The 13,561-nt window shown below is 58.3% G+C and carries 17 protein-coding genes; 10 read left to right on the forward strand and 7 right to left on the reverse strand.

Going from position 1 to position 13,561, the window contains the following annotated elements:
• Window positions 1–51 precede the first annotated feature (51 nt).
• Window positions 52–735 carry a CDP-diacylglycerol--glycerol-3-phosphate 3-phosphatidyltransferase gene (pgsA, locus tag OHL21_RS22480; protein ID WP_263419546.1) on the forward strand — a complete coding sequence of 228 codons (684 nt, stop codon included), beginning with the start codon at window positions 52–54 and terminating at the stop codon, window positions 733–735.
• 214 nt (window positions 736–949) lie between these two features.
• On the opposite strand, the gene OHL21_RS22485 is transcribed toward pgsA, so the two are convergent.
• The 3 genes from OHL21_RS22485 to OHL21_RS22495 form a co-directional block, all read right to left on the reverse strand.
• A complete protein-coding gene (locus OHL21_RS22485) occupies window positions 950–1,750 on the reverse strand; it encodes a GvpL/GvpF family gas vesicle protein (protein WP_263419547.1) in 801 nt (266 codons plus the stop codon).
• A gap of 228 nt (window positions 1,751–1,978) precedes the next feature.
• Entirely contained in the window at window positions 1,979–2,647 is a 669-nt protein-coding gene (locus tag OHL21_RS22490) for a trimeric intracellular cation channel family protein (protein WP_263419548.1), read from the reverse strand.
• A 3-nt stretch (window positions 2,648–2,650) separates the two neighbouring features.
• On the reverse strand, window positions 2,651–2,785 hold the full coding sequence (locus OHL21_RS22495) for a hypothetical protein (RefSeq protein ID WP_263419549.1): 135 nt from the start codon (window positions 2,783–2,785) through the stop codon (window positions 2,651–2,653).
• A 142-nt stretch (window positions 2,786–2,927) separates the two neighbouring features.
• Between OHL21_RS22495 and OHL21_RS22500 the strand changes: the two genes are divergently transcribed.
• Window positions 2,928–4,079: a DUF481 domain-containing protein gene (locus OHL21_RS22500; protein WP_263419550.1), complete on the forward strand. Its 1,152-nt coding sequence runs from the start codon at window positions 2,928–2,930 to the stop codon at window positions 4,077–4,079.
• Between the two features lie 303 nt (window positions 4,080–4,382).
• Here OHL21_RS22500 and OHL21_RS22505 read toward each other — a convergent pair whose 3' ends face one another.
• Window positions 4,383–5,021: a c-type cytochrome gene (locus tag OHL21_RS22505; protein WP_263419551.1), complete on the reverse strand. Its 639-nt coding sequence runs from the start codon at window positions 5,019–5,021 to the stop codon at window positions 4,383–4,385.
• 101 nt (window positions 5,022–5,122) lie between these two features.
• Here OHL21_RS22505 and OHL21_RS22510 point away from each other — a divergent pair, with 101 nt between their 5' ends.
• A complete protein-coding gene (locus OHL21_RS22510; protein WP_263419552.1) occupies window positions 5,123–5,800 on the forward strand; it encodes a porin family protein in 678 nt (225 codons plus the stop codon).
• A 97-nt stretch (window positions 5,801–5,897) separates the two neighbouring features.
• On the opposite strand, the gene OHL21_RS22515 is transcribed toward OHL21_RS22510, so the two are convergent.
• Window positions 5,898–6,305: an acyl-CoA thioesterase gene (locus OHL21_RS22515; protein ID WP_263419553.1), complete on the reverse strand. Its 408-nt coding sequence runs from the start codon at window positions 6,303–6,305 to the stop codon at window positions 5,898–5,900.
• 23 nt (window positions 6,306–6,328) lie between these two features.
• Between OHL21_RS22515 and pncA the strand changes: the two genes are divergently transcribed.
• Both pncA and efp read left to right on the forward strand, forming a co-directional pair.
• Window positions 6,329–6,961 (forward strand): bifunctional nicotinamidase/pyrazinamidase, encoded by a 633-nt coding sequence (gene pncA / locus OHL21_RS22520; RefSeq protein WP_263419554.1) that lies wholly within the window; start codon window positions 6,329–6,331, stop codon window positions 6,959–6,961.
• A gap of 234 nt (window positions 6,962–7,195) precedes the next feature.
• Window positions 7,196–7,756: an elongation factor P gene (gene efp, locus OHL21_RS22525; protein ID WP_263419555.1), complete on the forward strand. Its 561-nt coding sequence runs from the start codon at window positions 7,196–7,198 to the stop codon at window positions 7,754–7,756.
• Between the two features lie 46 nt (window positions 7,757–7,802).
• On the opposite strand, the gene OHL21_RS22530 is transcribed toward efp, so the two are convergent.
• Window positions 7,803–8,138, reverse strand: a complete 336-nt coding sequence (locus OHL21_RS22530) for a hypothetical protein (protein ID WP_263419556.1) — start codon at window positions 8,136–8,138, stop codon at window positions 7,803–7,805.
• On the opposite strand from OHL21_RS22530, the gene OHL21_RS22535 reads away from it, so the two are divergent.
• The 4 genes from OHL21_RS22535 to OHL21_RS22550 all read left to right on the forward strand — a co-directional run bounded on the left by OHL21_RS22535 (window position 8,137) and on the right by OHL21_RS22550 (window position 11,227).
• On the forward strand, window positions 8,137–8,418 hold the full coding sequence (locus tag OHL21_RS22535; RefSeq protein ID WP_263419557.1) for an acylphosphatase: 282 nt from the start codon (window positions 8,137–8,139) through the stop codon (window positions 8,416–8,418). The genes OHL21_RS22530 and OHL21_RS22535 overlap by 2 nt on opposite strands.
• Window positions 8,419–8,558: 140 nt before the next feature.
• Window positions 8,559–9,098 carry an adenine phosphoribosyltransferase gene (locus OHL21_RS22540; RefSeq protein ID WP_147647005.1) on the forward strand — a complete coding sequence of 180 codons (540 nt, stop codon included), beginning with the start codon at window positions 8,559–8,561 and terminating at the stop codon, window positions 9,096–9,098.
• A 120-nt stretch (window positions 9,099–9,218) separates the two neighbouring features.
• On the forward strand, window positions 9,219–10,148 hold the full coding sequence (locus OHL21_RS22545; protein WP_263419558.1) for an AraC family transcriptional regulator: 930 nt from the start codon (window positions 9,219–9,221) through the stop codon (window positions 10,146–10,148).
• A gap of 38 nt (window positions 10,149–10,186) precedes the next feature.
• The gene (locus tag OHL21_RS22550; protein WP_263419559.1) at window positions 10,187–11,227 is read left to right on the forward strand and encodes an NAD(P)-dependent alcohol dehydrogenase; all 1,041 of its coding nucleotides are present in this window, start codon (window positions 10,187–10,189) and stop codon (window positions 11,225–11,227) included.
• Window positions 11,228–11,362: 135 nt separating this feature from the next.
• Here the strand turns inward: OHL21_RS22550 and OHL21_RS22555 are convergent, their stop codons facing one another.
• Window positions 11,363–12,058 (reverse strand): hypothetical protein, encoded by a 696-nt coding sequence (locus tag OHL21_RS22555; RefSeq protein WP_263419560.1) that lies wholly within the window; start codon window positions 12,056–12,058, stop codon window positions 11,363–11,365.
• A 258-nt stretch (window positions 12,059–12,316) separates the two neighbouring features.
• Between OHL21_RS22555 and mqnC the strand changes: the two genes are divergently transcribed.
• Entirely contained in the window at window positions 12,317–13,363 is a 1,047-nt protein-coding gene (gene mqnC / locus OHL21_RS22560; RefSeq protein WP_263419561.1) for a cyclic dehypoxanthinyl futalosine synthase, read from the forward strand.
• The last annotated feature ends 198 nt before the right edge of the window (window positions 13,364–13,561 follow it).

Below are 13,561 nucleotides of genomic sequence, written 5' to 3' on the forward strand. Positions count from 1 at the left end.
CACTGTTTTGCTTGGCGGCAATCCCCGGCAAGTGACTAGAATAAAGTTGCCGTGAATCTCCCGAACTCCATCACGATGAGCCGTATCGCCAGTGTCCCCCTGCTCATTTGGGCGCTGTCCCCGGTCTTTCCCTGGAAGCACGTTTCTGGTGCGCAGGAGATCACTGCCTCAATCATCTTCATCCTCGCCTCCATCACCGATGGCGTCGACGGCTATCTTGCCCGGCGACGAGGCCAGGTCACCACACTCGGCATACTGCTCGACCCTCTGGCTGACAAACTTCTGATCACCACGGGATACATCTGCCTGGTCAGTTACACACCCTCCGTTGTGAAGGCCTGGATTGCCGTCCTGGTCATTGGCCGTGAGTTCCTGGTCAACGGCCTGCGCTCCATCGCCTCCAATGAGGGCTTCACCATCGAAGCCAGCGAGATCGGGAAACTCAAGACCGTGCTCCAGATCGTCAGCGTTACAGCCGCCATCATGAATCACGGCTGGCAGACCTGGAATATCTACGGCTTCATCTTCGACTGGCACCTGGTCGCCATCACCGCGATCTACTGGATGGCTATCGTCTCGATCATCTCGGCGGTGGACTACTTCGTCGGCTTCTGGAAGAAGATCGACACCAAGTCCGAGATCCGCCGCAAGCGCCGCTCTTTCGTTCTCAGCCGCAAAAAGAAGAAAATTCTCCCAGGCGCATCGGGTCCCCAGTCGGCGAATCCCCTCCACTAACCCCCAAATGGTGCCTCACCCACCGCTTTGCGACGGATCGATCTCGAGCGAACCTCTTTCTTGAAATTCTTGGGTATTCCCTCCCACCCTAACGTTGTGAGGGGTGGGGCACCCATGCAAGGAAAATGGATAGAAGAAGCCAGCAAAGCCACCGAAAGAGACAACAACAAAAGCCCCGCCGAAGGCGGGGCTTTTGTGCGGAGTTCTTTCGAAGTTACGCGCTGACAGCGGTTACCGGCACACGTGCCGCAGCGGCGACCACCTGAGCCGGAACCGCCGGCTGGTGGGTCTGATGTCCGGTCTGAGGACGATGCACGAAGTGATACGGCGGCCAGGGCCCGGAAAGCTGGAATTGGCAATCCTTCATCGTCTGATGCGCCTGAACATACTTATTCTGGTAGCGCTCCACGCACTTGCGATCAATCAGGTGAGCGATGTCAATCAGCAGCTTGCCGGAGTCCAGACGCTTGCAGGAGATCTCCTCCGCCAGCGGCAGGAACATACGGTTCAGTTGCACTGACAATGCCCGGGCACGAGCCTGACGCTCACGCTGGCGGGCAGCCTGCTCACGCAGACCAGCCAGATACTCTTTGCCGGCACAGCAGGTCTGTACCTTAGAGGCGCCCTCGACATCGTCGACCAGGACCTTCAGGTGCATCTCCGCCTTGCCCTGGAAGCGCTCCAGGTTGGCGACAAATTGGCGATGGTTGGAACGAATCGATCGCCGCAGCGCATCGTCATCCGTAAAAGTGGTGTTGAAACGAAATGGCAGAAGCGTCGTCTGTTTAAAGCAGTCGGCGATTACGCGTGCGTGATCCTTCTGACACTGCTGGTCGATGCGGGCTGCATCTTCCTCGGAGTGCTCAGAAACCAGAACGGCGAGGTCGCTCGCCGGAAAGAGGAATACCTGATTTCCAAAGAGGCCTTTTACGTTCTCCAGGGGCATCGGACGACGATGCCGCGAAAGCTCCGGAAACGCCTGCCGTTCAGCGATACAGTATGCATACCAAGACATATTCTCTCCGCATAAAACCTTGGGAATCATATAGATCCCTCGGCCGTTATCGACGTATGAAGTGCGGTGAAACTCAACAACGTTTGGCAGCTGGTTCGACCACTATGGCGGACTGAACCGATTGCGAAACGGATACTATGCCCGCCATACAACGTTTGGCAAGCAGATGTTTTCTTGCGGGTTTGAAGAAAAAACCGAAGGCACCAGCGGCCTGTTCGCGGTCTCCGCTTATCCCTTACGATTCAAGCGCATGGAGGGAGTTCGCCAGCCGAAGAAATTCGATAACAGGCGCAGCAGAAAACCCGTCGCAGATCCCAGGGTTGAGCTTGTCTCCGGAGACAACCCAAGCCGTTCGGCGGTGAGATAGGTTGCAGCAGCAGCAGTTGCGGCCAGGGCGTAAGGCTCGCCCCTCTCAAAGACAGCTGGTGTCCGGCCGGTGAAGACATCACGCAACGCTCCACCGCCGACTGCGGTCGTAATTCCCAGCAGCAGGCACGGCAGAAAAGCCAGGCCGGCATCCTGGGCCCGCGTGGCTCCAGCGACGGCAAAGAGGCCGAGCGAAACCGCATCGATAAAGAAGATGAAGCGTTGCACACGCGCACCCACCGCGGAGCCGAAGAACAGCGCCAGCGTCGCTCCGCCAAGAGCACAAGTGAGATAGGACGGATGTTCGAATGAAAGTGGTACGCCCTGCTGCAGAATGAGGTCGCGGGTAACTCCGCCACCCACACCCGAGATCAGGCCCAGGCCGAGTACACCTATCCAGTCGTAGTGGTATCGCTGGTCGCGCCGCACGGCCAATGCTCCGGCAAACGCACCTACTCCGAGCGCCAGATACTCGATAACGGTCGAGATCGTAGAGCTGCGAATAGGAGCATGCGGCAGCGCGGGCAGCATGGGCTATTTTTTTCCGTCCTCAGGCAGCTTGTCACGCCAACTCGGCCCGTTAGCCTCGCGGCGCTTACGCGAATCCTCGGGGTTCGAGATGCCGACGAGGGAAAGAATGCGAACAATCATATCGATAAGAGACTTCATGTCACGTGCCCTCGTCTGCGTGAGGGAAAGATGACATCATCTTATGAGACTGCCCGTTGATGTGGCTATGGGATGAGAGTCCCGTAACCCGAGACAAACCGCACAAAAACCCCCATTTTTGCTGAGAGGAAATCGCGAGTTCATGTCCCTGTTCAAACATGCGCGCGGATTAGCGCTGTTCTTTGCCCTGATTCCGGCAGCCATGCCGGCTGAAGATAAGCCGAATACCGAAAAATCAAACCCCGATGTCATCGTCTTCAAGAACGGCGACCAGTTGACCGGAACTCTGGTGCGCGGCGTCGGCAATTCCATCCTCTTCAAAAGCGATATCGTTGGCGAAGTCACCATTCCGTTAAGCAAGATCAAGGAGCTCCACTCCAGCGGCAGCTTCGCTGTCCTCAAGAAAGACACCCCTGCGACCCGTACCAATACTCAGACCGGCATGGTCACCGTCAACGACAGCACCGTCACCTTGCTGCATCCCATGGGACAGGTTGAGACGCTTCCGGTCAGCAACGTAGCCTACATCATCGACCAGGCCGTCTACGACCGCGAACTCGAAAAGAAGGCCGGCCCTCTCTATGGATGGACGGGCAGCATCTCCGCCGGAGCATCGTTCGTTCAGAGCACCCAACATGGAGGCACGTTCACAACAGGCGTGAAACTGATACGCACTATCCCTTCCGTACCCTATCTGCCGACACGAAACCGTACCCTTTTCAATATTTCAGAGAGCTACGGAAAACTCACCACGCCGGTGATTCCACAGACGATTCCGGCGTCGCCTGACTCTGTGGTTAAGACCAGCATCTTCCACACCGACCTCGAACGTGATCAGTACGTCTCGAAGAAGTTCTACTACCTCGGCACCACAGCCTTCGACCACAACTTCTCCTCCGGTCTCGATCTGCAGCAGATCTACGGTGCCGGTCTCGGTTGGACACCTGTCCTGGACGGGAAGCAACAACTCGATGTTAAAGGCGATATTCATTACGAAAAGCAGGAGTTTGAGAACTCTGCCAGCAACCTGAACCTGATCGGCGCGACCATCGGTGAGGCCTACAAGCGAACCCTGCCGCGCTCCATGATCTTCACACAGACAATGCAGTTCCTACCGGCCTTCAATGAAACCAATGCCTACTCGGCAAACTTTACTACCAGTGTGGCGATGCCGGTCTTCAAAAAGCTCAGCATGAGTATCGCCGCCAGCGACGGTTTCCTGAATAACCCATCGCCCGGCTTCAGAAAGAATACCTTCCAGTTCGTCACCGGCGTAACCTACACGCTGCCGTAAACGGAAAGAAAAGCCCGCATCGTCAGGATGCGGGCTTTCACTTTGGAACATTCAAAGACAGAATCGCCGTGTCCTGACAGACGTGGCTGTTCGTGCGCAGGTCGACTCTTTTGTTTGTCATTTCGTAGCTCCCGGAGGGAGCGGAGAAATCTGCTTCTCTACCACCTGCGTTTCTAGCCATCTATCCAGCTAGAGCATTTTCCCTGTAGGTGTAGTGTAGGGTTTCTACATCTATGGGCGTTTTCCGCAATGAAAATGCCACGGCACTCTTCTTTCGGGAATACCGGCAACAGGGAAAGTGCTCTAATCTCCCAGCAGATTACGAACCGGATCGGGCAGATCATTGCCAGCCTCCTTCAATAGCAACGTGAGCTGCCAGATCTGTTGGCTGCTCAGTTTGCCGGCAAAGGCATGGCCGCTCACCTTCGGACTTCCCTTGGCAATCACCGTATAGATCGCCGACGGAGCCTTGTGACCAACACTGGATGCACCCGCAACCCAGAACTGCGGAGCTCCTCCAGTTCGTGGCTTTCCGCTCGGCGTTCCATGGCAGGCGGCACATTGCTTGCGGTAGATCGGAGCCGCAGCCTCAAAGACATCCTCGCTGGCGGCAAACGGGGGTTGCCCAGCGGCAACTTCAGCCGGATTCGGCGGCGCTACCTCAGACGGAGCAGGCGTCACCGGCTGCTGATGCGGCTTATCCTGTGGTTTCGATAAGGGCGGCCGCTTCGCTGCCGATGCCTCTTCAGCGCCCGGATTTTCTGCTGCCCCATTTTCTGCTCCTGGATAATCGCCATGAATCCCCGCGGAGCCGCGAATACCACGCAGAGCCGCCGGATGCAGGTACAAATAGCCTGCACCTGCGACAAGCCCACCGCCCAGCAGCGCGCCAAGCAGCAAGCCGGATGTACTGGAAGAGCCTTTACTGGATCGTTTGGCCATGAATTCCGCGCCGGGGATGTTCTAATAAAAGGGTGTGCCGCAAATGACGGCCCACCTGGTTTGAAACTAACAGAGCAAGAAGGCTGCAGGGGTATCGTTTGATGTTCGGTTTGAAGCGGATCGTGTGCGCGCTGGCCTTGGCCGCGCTGGTGGGAACGGCTTTTCACGGCGAGGCACAACAGGACCGCCGGCAGCGGCGCATGAACGCCAATCGCCAGGCGCGTATCGCCAAAATGATTGAGGACACCTACTCCCACAAGTACGAGGTCTTCGGCGGCATCGGCTACCTGCGCTTCCGCTCGGGTGAGTTCCTGCAGCGCAACAACGAGATCAGTTGGCAGGTTGCCGGGAACTACTACCTGAACCCGCGTTGGGCAGTTGTCGGTGATGTCCGCGGCCACTACGGCAATGCCAAGACGGGCAACAACCCCTATAACATCTGGGATCCGCTCATCACGCACTACACCTTCATGGGCGGACCGCAGTACCGCTTCTACCGGAAGGAACGTCTGAGCGCGAACGTCAACGTTCTCGGCGGTATGGCCATGGGCAACTTCGACGGTGGCTCCAAGGGTGTTCCCGCTCCTGCTCTGGGTATGTGGAAGACCGGCAACGCCGGCGCCTTCGCCCTTGGCGGAAGCGTGGACTACAGCTTCTACCCGAACCTGGCCTTCCGTTTTGCTCCGACCTACCAGATCACAACCTTCGGCTCCACCCTGCAACATAACGTGGGCTTCAATGCCGGTCTCGTCTATCGCTGGGGCCATCAGAACAAGTAAGTTTCTACAAAAACGAGAACAGCCCGGCATTCGCCCGGCTGTTCCTTTGTTTGTCATTTCGCAGCGAGCGGCGCGAGCGGAGAATCCGCTTCTCTACCTACTCTCCCGCCATCCGGGCGGCATACGCATCTGGCAGATTCGCCCGCCTGAACTCGCGGTCGATCACCACATGCACGGTCTCCCCCTCGCAGAGTAGTTCCTCATCCCCGACACGGACTACCTGGTAGCCGATACGGATAATCGATCCCCGCACCTGCTTCACTGTCGTACGGACCGCAATCTCATCGTCGTACCTCGCTGGGCGCTTGTACCGGGCAGTCACCTCCGCGACGGCGATCAGAATGCCCTCTTCTTCTAACTGCTTATAGGGCAGGCCGATCGAGCGCAGAAGCTCCACCCTGCCAACTTCAAACCAGACAACATAGTTCGCGTGGTAAACCACACCCATCTGGTCGGTCTCGGCATAGCGGACCCGGATACGTGCTTCGGCTGTTGGTGCTGGCATAGTCCTAGTGTACGAATAACTGCATGACCTTCGCGTTATCTTCCACTGACGCCCTTATCGTTATCGACCTGCAGAACGACTTCTGTCCAGATGGCGCGCTGGAGGTGCAAAGGGGCGATGAGATCGTCCCCCTGGTCAACCGTTTGCAACAACGTTTTGCCCACGTCGCACTTACCCAGGACTGGCACCCAGCCGGACATATCTCGTTTGCGACCTCCCATCCCGGCACTCATCCCTTCGAGACCATTCAGGTCGCCTACGGCCCCCAGGTGCTATGGCCCGATCACTGCCTTCAGGGCAGCGAGGGAGCGGCCTTCCATCCGCTGCTCGACACCACACGCGCCGAGATGATCGTCCGCAAGGGCTACAACCCGCGCATCGACTCCTACTCCGCTTTTCTGGATAACGACCACTCCACGCCAACTGGCTTGGCCGGAGCCCTCAAAGAACGCGGCATCCAGCGTCTGTTCTTTTGCGGCCTGGCGTATGACTACTGCGTTCACTTCTCCGCCATGGATGCCGTAACCCTGGGTTTTACCGCCTGCATCATCGAGGATGCCTGCCGCGCCATTGACCTCAACGGCTCTGTCGCCCGAGTCAACGCAGAGATGCAGCAGGCAGGTATCATCCGCCTCTACAGCGACATGCTGCTCTAACACTCCCATCAAAAGCCTCTATGGGACGTTATTTCGGCGCCTGCGAGATCATCCCCTCAACCAGCTCCCCGACGCCACCGAGATGTTTGCCGGTTCCGCTCCGCTGCCCGAGAGTTAGAGCCGGACCCTCGCCCCTGAGCTACAATCGAAGAAGGTTCTAAAGCAGCGCGTCACGCCCTGCCTCATCCGGCCCTTGCGCCCGGAAAACCATCAGAACAGTTCAGGAGACACACCATGGCGATTCCCGCCACCCAGATGCGCCCGGGCATGATCATCAAGCACAACGACAAGCTCCACCTTGTCTTCTCCGTGGAGCACCGTACCCCCGGTAACCTGCGCGCCTTCATTCAGGCCAAGCTGCGCAACCTCTCCTCCGGAGCGATGTTTGAGCATCGCTTCCGCTCGGGCGATGCCATCGACCGCGTCGTTGTCGATGAAGTGGCCATGGAGTACCTGTACAACGACGGCGACGACTACATCTTCATGGACACAACCACCTACGAGCAGACCACCCTCTCCCGTGAGATCCTCGGCGACGCCGTGGACTACCTGCTCCCGAACATCGGCATCTCCGTCAGCTTCTATGACGGCAAGGCCGTCGGTATCGAGCTGCCGCAGGTTGTGGAGATGACCGTCGTCGAGACCGAGCCGGGCATCAAGTCCGCAACCGCCTCGTCCGTGACCAAGCCCGCCAAGACAGAGACCGGCCTGGTGGTGCAGGTTCCTCCCTTCATCAACGAAGGTGAGAAGATCCGCATCGACACCTCCGAAGGCGCCTACATGTCACGAGCCTAAGTCTGCGATTACTTCTGAAAAAGCTCGCCATCCGGCGAGTTTTTTTTCATTGGCTGTAAGGCACTCCGAACACCATCGCTGCTGTCCTCGCCGGACGGTGCATCTCTCCCACAATCTTGGGCGCTTTGCCCATCGCCCGCCACACCCGCAGCGCCTCGGCGTTCATGTAGTACGTCCGCGCCTGCTCACGTGTCTTGCCACTCTCGCCGTAGATGCTGATCGTGCGCAGCAGGTCTTCCTGGCCGGTCGCCTGCAGATACTCCCACATGCTTACCGACGGAGAGTTGCCGGTATCGCGCATCTCCTCCACACTCTGTGCCACCACGCTATAGTTCAAAGCCACATTCCGATTATCCACTTGCTCTACACTGACCAGAGTCATGGTGCGTCATTACCTCATCTCCGGTCGCGTGCAGGGTGTTGGCTTTCGCTGGTTCGTTCATCGCGAAGCCGCGGAACTGAACCTCAATGGCTGGGTCCGCAATCTCCCTAGCGGAGAGGTGGAATGCGTAGCTGCCGGCCCCGAAGACAGACTCAAAGAGCTGGAAGGCCACCTCCGCCAAGGCTCACGCGGCTCACGCGTCGACCGCCTCCAGATCCACGATCTTGATGACAATGAAGCCGACAAGCTCGGTCCCTTCCAGATTGAAGGGGCCTGGTGAGACGGTTGAATCGTTCAATTGTTGAATAGTTGAATGGTAGCGACTGCTCTAGCGGAGTGGCTGCGAGATTCGACCTGGCTACGTCTCACTATTCAACGATTCAACCATTCAACAATTCAACTATCCTCTAAAATTTCCTCATGGCGACACCCATTAACTGTGAACCACTCAAGTCCCTCGTGCGGACTGTTCCTGATTTCCCTAAGCCCGGCATCCTGTTCTACGACATCACCACGCTGCTGAAGGACAAGGCCGGCTTCGCGCAGATGATCGATGCCTTCGCCGCCTATTACATCGACAAGGATGTCGACCTGGTGCTCGGCATTGAGGCCCGCGGCTTCATCTTCGGACCGGCGCTCGCCTATCGCCTGAACGCCGGTTTCGTACCGGTCCGTAAGCCGCGCAAGCTGCCTGCCGCCACTGCCAAGGTTACCTACGACCTCGAATACGGCTCCGACTCGCTCGAAATCCATCTGGACGCCGTTCAGCCCGGACAGAAGGTCGTTATTGTCGATGACCTGCTTGCCACCGGAGGCACTATGGAGGCCACCACCCAGCTCGTCCGCCAGCTTGGCGGCATCGTGGTCGGCCTGGGCTTTGCCGTTGAGCTCGACTTCCTCAAAGGCCGCGCCAAGTTCCCGGACTACGACGTTTACTCGCTGCTGCACTACAACGAGTAACCGGCTGAATTTCCACTATCCCAGGCCTTCCGTAGAGATTTCTGCGGAAGGCTTGCCTATTTCTGCAGATTTGCGCAGAAATGATGCTTCTCCTCACCCGGCTTCGCTAGACTTTTCTTCGTGAGCCTGGCCGCCATTCACGCCCGGATGAACCGCATTCTCGACCGCATCTGCAGCGGTGAGGGCATTCGTCCCACCGAGCTGCCGGGACTACGTACCGTCCGTTGCCATAAGAACATTCCCCGCAGCTCCGTGCTTTACGAGCCCTCCATGGTGATCATCACCAGTGGCAGCAAGCGAGGGTATGTTGGCAGTCGAAGCTTCCTCTACGACACCGAGAACTACCTGGTCCTCGCCGCGCCCCTTCCCTTCGAGTGCGAGACCTTCTGCGAGCCCCATGCACCCATGCGTGGCGTCTCCATCCTGCTCGACATGGCTGTTCTCGCCGACCTGGTCCTCAAACTTCCGCCTGCCCCCGTGCTGTCTGGCACGCAGCCCAGGACCATCGACGCGACGCCTCTGCCGGAGGCGCTTGCTGAAGCGACGCTGCGCCTTCTGGAAGCCTACGAAAGCCCCAACGACCGCATGATCCTAGGCCCGCAGATCATGCGCGAGATCACGTATCGTGTCCTCACCGGTCCACGCGGGCAGGTCCTTCGCGATCTACTGGCGATGCAAGGCAACATCAGCCAGGTCTATCGAGCTATGCATCGCATTCATACCGAGTATCACCAGCCACTCGATATTCCTACTCTTGCCTGCGATGCCGGCATGAGTCTCTCTGCCTTCCACCACCACTTCAAGAACATGACCTCTACCTCACCGCTGCAGTACCTGAAGACAACGCGGCTGCATAAGGCGAGGCTCATGATGATCCAGGAGGGCATCGGCCCGTCGGCCGCCGCAACCCGTGTCGGCTACGAAAGCCCATCTCAGTTTTCCCGGGAGTTTAAACGACTCTTCGGAGTTTCCCCTGCGGAGGAAGCGCTTCGCCTGCGGTCGAATCTGGGCACGCAGGCGCAACACCCGCTCCGCGTCGCTATGATCTGATTTCCAACCGAACCACTCGTAAGGAGACAAGAACCATCATGATTGCCACCAAAGGCTACGCTGCGCACAATGCGACCACCGACCCGACTCCGTGGAACTTTGAGCATCGCGATCCCGGTCCCAACGATGTCCTGCTCGACATCCTCTTCTGCGGCATCTGCCACTCCGATATCCACCAGGCGCGCAATGAGTGGGGCAATGCCATGTTTCCCATGGTCCCCGGCCACGAGATCGTCGGCAAGGTTGCAGCAGTCGGCTCGGCCGTCACCAAGTTCAAGGTAGGCGACTCCGCCGCCATCGGCTGTATGGTCGACTCCTGCCGCACCTGCCCCTCCTGCAAGGCCGGAGAAGAGCAGTACTGCGAGAACTTTGCTACCGTCTTCACCTATAACTCCAAGGACAAGCAGGGCAACCTCACCTTCGGTGGATACGCCAATCACATCGTCGCCGACGAAGCCTTCGTGCTGAAGGTTCCCGGCAGTCTCGATCTTGCTGCCGCTGCTCCTCTGCTCTGCGCCGGCATCACCACCTACTCTCCGCTGAAGCACTTCGGGGCCGGCCCCGGCAAGAAGGTTGGCATCATCGGCCTCGGCGGCCTCGGCCACATGGGCTTGAAGTTCTCGCATGCCTTTGGAGCGAAGACAGTGCAGTTCACCACTTCCCCCTCCAAGATCGAAGACGCAAAGAAGCTGGGCGCCGATGAGGTCATCCTGACCAAGGAAGCCGACTGGACCAAGAACCACATCCACAGCTTCGACTTCATCCTGGATTGCGTCGCTGCACCGCACGATGTGAACCCGTATCTCAGCCTGCTGAAGCGCGACGGCGTTTATTGCACCGTCGGTGTTCCGGAGACACCTCTCTCCATTCAGGCATTCAGCGTGCTTGGCCGCAAGCATGTCACCGGTTCCATGATCGGCGGCATCAAGGAGACCCAGGAGATGCTGGACTTCTGCGGGCAGCACAATATCGTTTCTGACATCGAGATGACCAGCTTCACCAAGCTCTCAGAGGCCTGGACTCGCGTCGTCAAAGCCGACGTGAAGTATCGCTTCGTGCTCGACTGCAAGGCGCTGTAACGCTCGAAGTACATCCAACAAAGCGGCCCGCCAGAGTGCGGGCCGCTTTGCATGGTGAAGACCTTGTTATAGGGTACCCATCGCAAAAAACAAACGCCCGGCATAGTGCCGGGCGTTTGTTTGCAAAACCATCCCTTACTTCGAAAGCTTCAGATCGATGACCTCAACTTCGGTATTGTGTGCCGCGCGGATGCCATAGGCTCCATCGGTCGACTTCAGCTTGCCGGAGGCCATCACATCGGTCTTGTTCGCCGACCAGACCTGCGTACCGTTGATGCTGCAGCTTACGGTGTCTCCTTTGACCTGCATGGAGATCTGCTGGACGACTTCAGCGTCCTTCCCCGCCGCCTTGTGAACGGCTTCATTCTCCTGCCCCGTGCGTCCGTTCATCTGGAACGGTCCCGGCCCCATGCCGCGCACGATGAACTTTCCACTTCCATACGCTGCACAATAGAGGAAGCTCTGGTTCTCCGTTCCCATGTCGTTGGCGCCGATCACAATGCCGTATGGATGCGGGTGATCGTTCAGGTTCATGTAGTGGGGCTCGCGGAAGGTTGCCGAGACGGTGTAATCGCCTTTGGCCATATCGGACACATTCCAGTAGGTTGTCGCCGGTCCGGTCGTCACATGCAGATTCTTGCCGTCCATCGCCAGCCGTGAGTTCTCAATCGTCTCGCCGCGCTTTGCGGAGAGATCATCGACCACGCCCTTCCATCCGGGCGCGAAGATACCGCCGTGTTCCACCTTCCGGTTGGCATCCTGTGGTGGGCCCTGTGCCACGGCAACGCCGCCGAGCACCATCAACATGACTGCAATCTGGGTACACTTCATCACGGGTCTCCTTTTTCCGCGGGAAAAGCCTAGCAGGCTCCTGCTGAGACGCGCCAGCGGGCGTTCGGTTATCATTCGGCAAAAATCTGGCCTGGCCAAACCTTTCCTTCGTCCCGCCTGCCGCTGCGCTAGAGCATTTTCCCGGTCGGTGTAGTCCAGGGGGTTCGCATCTATGGGCGTTTTCCGCAATGAAAACGCCGCTGCACTCCTCTCCCGGGATACCCAGCAACAGGGAAAATGCTCTATCGTTAAAGAGATATGGGAATCACTCGCGAACAGGCCCTGGACTGCTTCCGCTCGGACGATCTGATCGGTATCGGCATGGAAGCTGACGCCGTACGCCGCAGGCTGCATCCTCACGGCATCGTGAGCTACATCATCGATCGCAATATCAACTACACCAACTTCTGCACCGAATATTGCACCTTCTGCGCCTTCTACCGGCCCCTGAAGGGCAAGCTCGCCAGCGAGGGCTACATCCTCGATTTCGAGACTATCTACCAGAAGATCGCCGAAACTGTAGAGATGGGCGGTACCGGTGTGCTGATGCAGGGCGGCATTCACCCCGACCTGAAGATCGAATGGTTCGAGTCCCTCTTCCGCGGCATCAAAGAGCGCTTTCCCCAGATCTGGCTCCACTGTCTCTCCGCCAGCGAGATTCTGGCCATCGCTGAATACTCTGAGCTCTCGCTGCGCGACACCATCATGCGCCTGCGCGACGCCGGCCTGCAGTCCATCCCGGGCGGCGGCGCCGAGATTCTCGACGACGAAGTGCGCCATCGTATCGCCCGGTTGAAGTGCAAGACGGAGGACTGGGTCAGCGTCCACCGTACTGCGCACGAGCTTGGTATGCGTACCACCGCCACCATGATGTTCGGTGTCGGCGAGACCTTCGAACAGCGTGTGAATCACTTTGAGGTCGTCCGCCGCCTGCAGGAAGAGACCGGCGGGTTCACCGCCTTCATCCCCTGGAGCTTCCAGCCGAAGAACACTGCTCTCGGCGGCCGTGGCTGGGACGAAGCCACCTCGGTCGAATACCTGAAGACCCTCGCCATCAGCCGGATGTTCCTGGACAACATCGAAAACGTACAGTCGAGCTGGGTCACGCAGGGCTTGAAGGTTCTGCAGATGGGCCTGCGCTTCGGCGGCAATGACGTTGGCTCCGTCATGCTGGAAGAAAATGTGGTGAAAGCCGCGGGCACGGCCAACTGCACTACCGAAGAGGAACTGCGTCGCATCATCCGCGATGCCGGTTTCCGCCCCGTCCAGCGCGACACCCTCTACCAGACGATGTTTCTGAACTAATCTGCCGTAGTCGTATTCCGGCTGCGGCCGCTATCCCCGAGAGTCCGTGGAACTGAGGATTCCGGCCCAACGCTCTTCTTCTCAAGCCAGGGTGCGCGCCAAATCCTAACAATCTCGCTACGGACATCCCTGCATGCCCTCAAGTAAGATGAAAACAATAGTTTTCTTCGAGTTTCCAGACCCTTGATCGCCTATCTC

The organism is Terriglobus albidus (assembly GCF_025685425.1).
Taxonomy (GTDB): Bacteria; Acidobacteriota; Terriglobia; order Terriglobales; family Acidobacteriaceae; genus Terriglobus; species Terriglobus albidus.

Coding starts and splice junctions, on each gene's coding strand:
- OHL21_RS22485 (WP_263419547.1), bottom strand. CDS start 1,750: ATGTCTTGGTATGCATACTGTATCGCTGAACGGCAGGCGTTTCCGGAG.
- OHL21_RS22490 (WP_263419548.1), bottom strand. CDS start 2,647: ATGCTGCCCGCGCTGCCGCATGCTCCTATTCGCAGCTCTACGATCTCG.
- OHL21_RS22495 (WP_263419549.1), bottom strand. CDS start 2,785: ATGAAGTCTCTTATCGATATGATTGTTCGCATTCTTTCCCTCGTCGGC.
- OHL21_RS22500 (WP_263419550.1), top strand. CDS start 2,928: ATGTCCCTGTTCAAACATGCGCGCGGATTAGCGCTGTTCTTTGCCCTG.
- OHL21_RS22505 (WP_263419551.1), bottom strand. CDS start 5,021: ATGGCCAAACGATCCAGTAAAGGCTCTTCCAGTACATCCGGCTTGCTG.
- OHL21_RS22510 (WP_263419552.1), top strand. CDS start 5,123: ATGTTCGGTTTGAAGCGGATCGTGTGCGCGCTGGCCTTGGCCGCGCTG.
- OHL21_RS22515 (WP_263419553.1), bottom strand. CDS start 6,305: ATGCCAGCACCAACAGCCGAAGCACGTATCCGGGTCCGCTATGCCGAG.
- pncA (WP_263419554.1), top strand. CDS start 6,329: ATGACCTTCGCGTTATCTTCCACTGACGCCCTTATCGTTATCGACCTG.
- efp (WP_263419555.1), top strand. CDS start 7,196: ATGGCGATTCCCGCCACCCAGATGCGCCCGGGCATGATCATCAAGCAC.
- OHL21_RS22535 (WP_263419557.1), top strand. CDS start 8,137: ATGGTGCGTCATTACCTCATCTCCGGTCGCGTGCAGGGTGTTGGCTTT.
- OHL21_RS22530 (WP_263419556.1), bottom strand. CDS start 8,138: ATGACTCTGGTCAGTGTAGAGCAAGTGGATAATCGGAATGTGGCTTTG.
- OHL21_RS22540 (WP_147647005.1), top strand. CDS start 8,559: ATGGCGACACCCATTAACTGTGAACCACTCAAGTCCCTCGTGCGGACT.
- OHL21_RS22550 (WP_263419559.1), top strand. CDS start 10,187: ATGATTGCCACCAAAGGCTACGCTGCGCACAATGCGACCACCGACCCG.
- OHL21_RS22555 (WP_263419560.1), bottom strand. CDS start 12,058: ATGAAGTGTACCCAGATTGCAGTCATGTTGATGGTGCTCGGCGGCGTT.
- mqnC (WP_263419561.1), top strand. CDS start 12,317: ATGGGAATCACTCGCGAACAGGCCCTGGACTGCTTCCGCTCGGACGAT.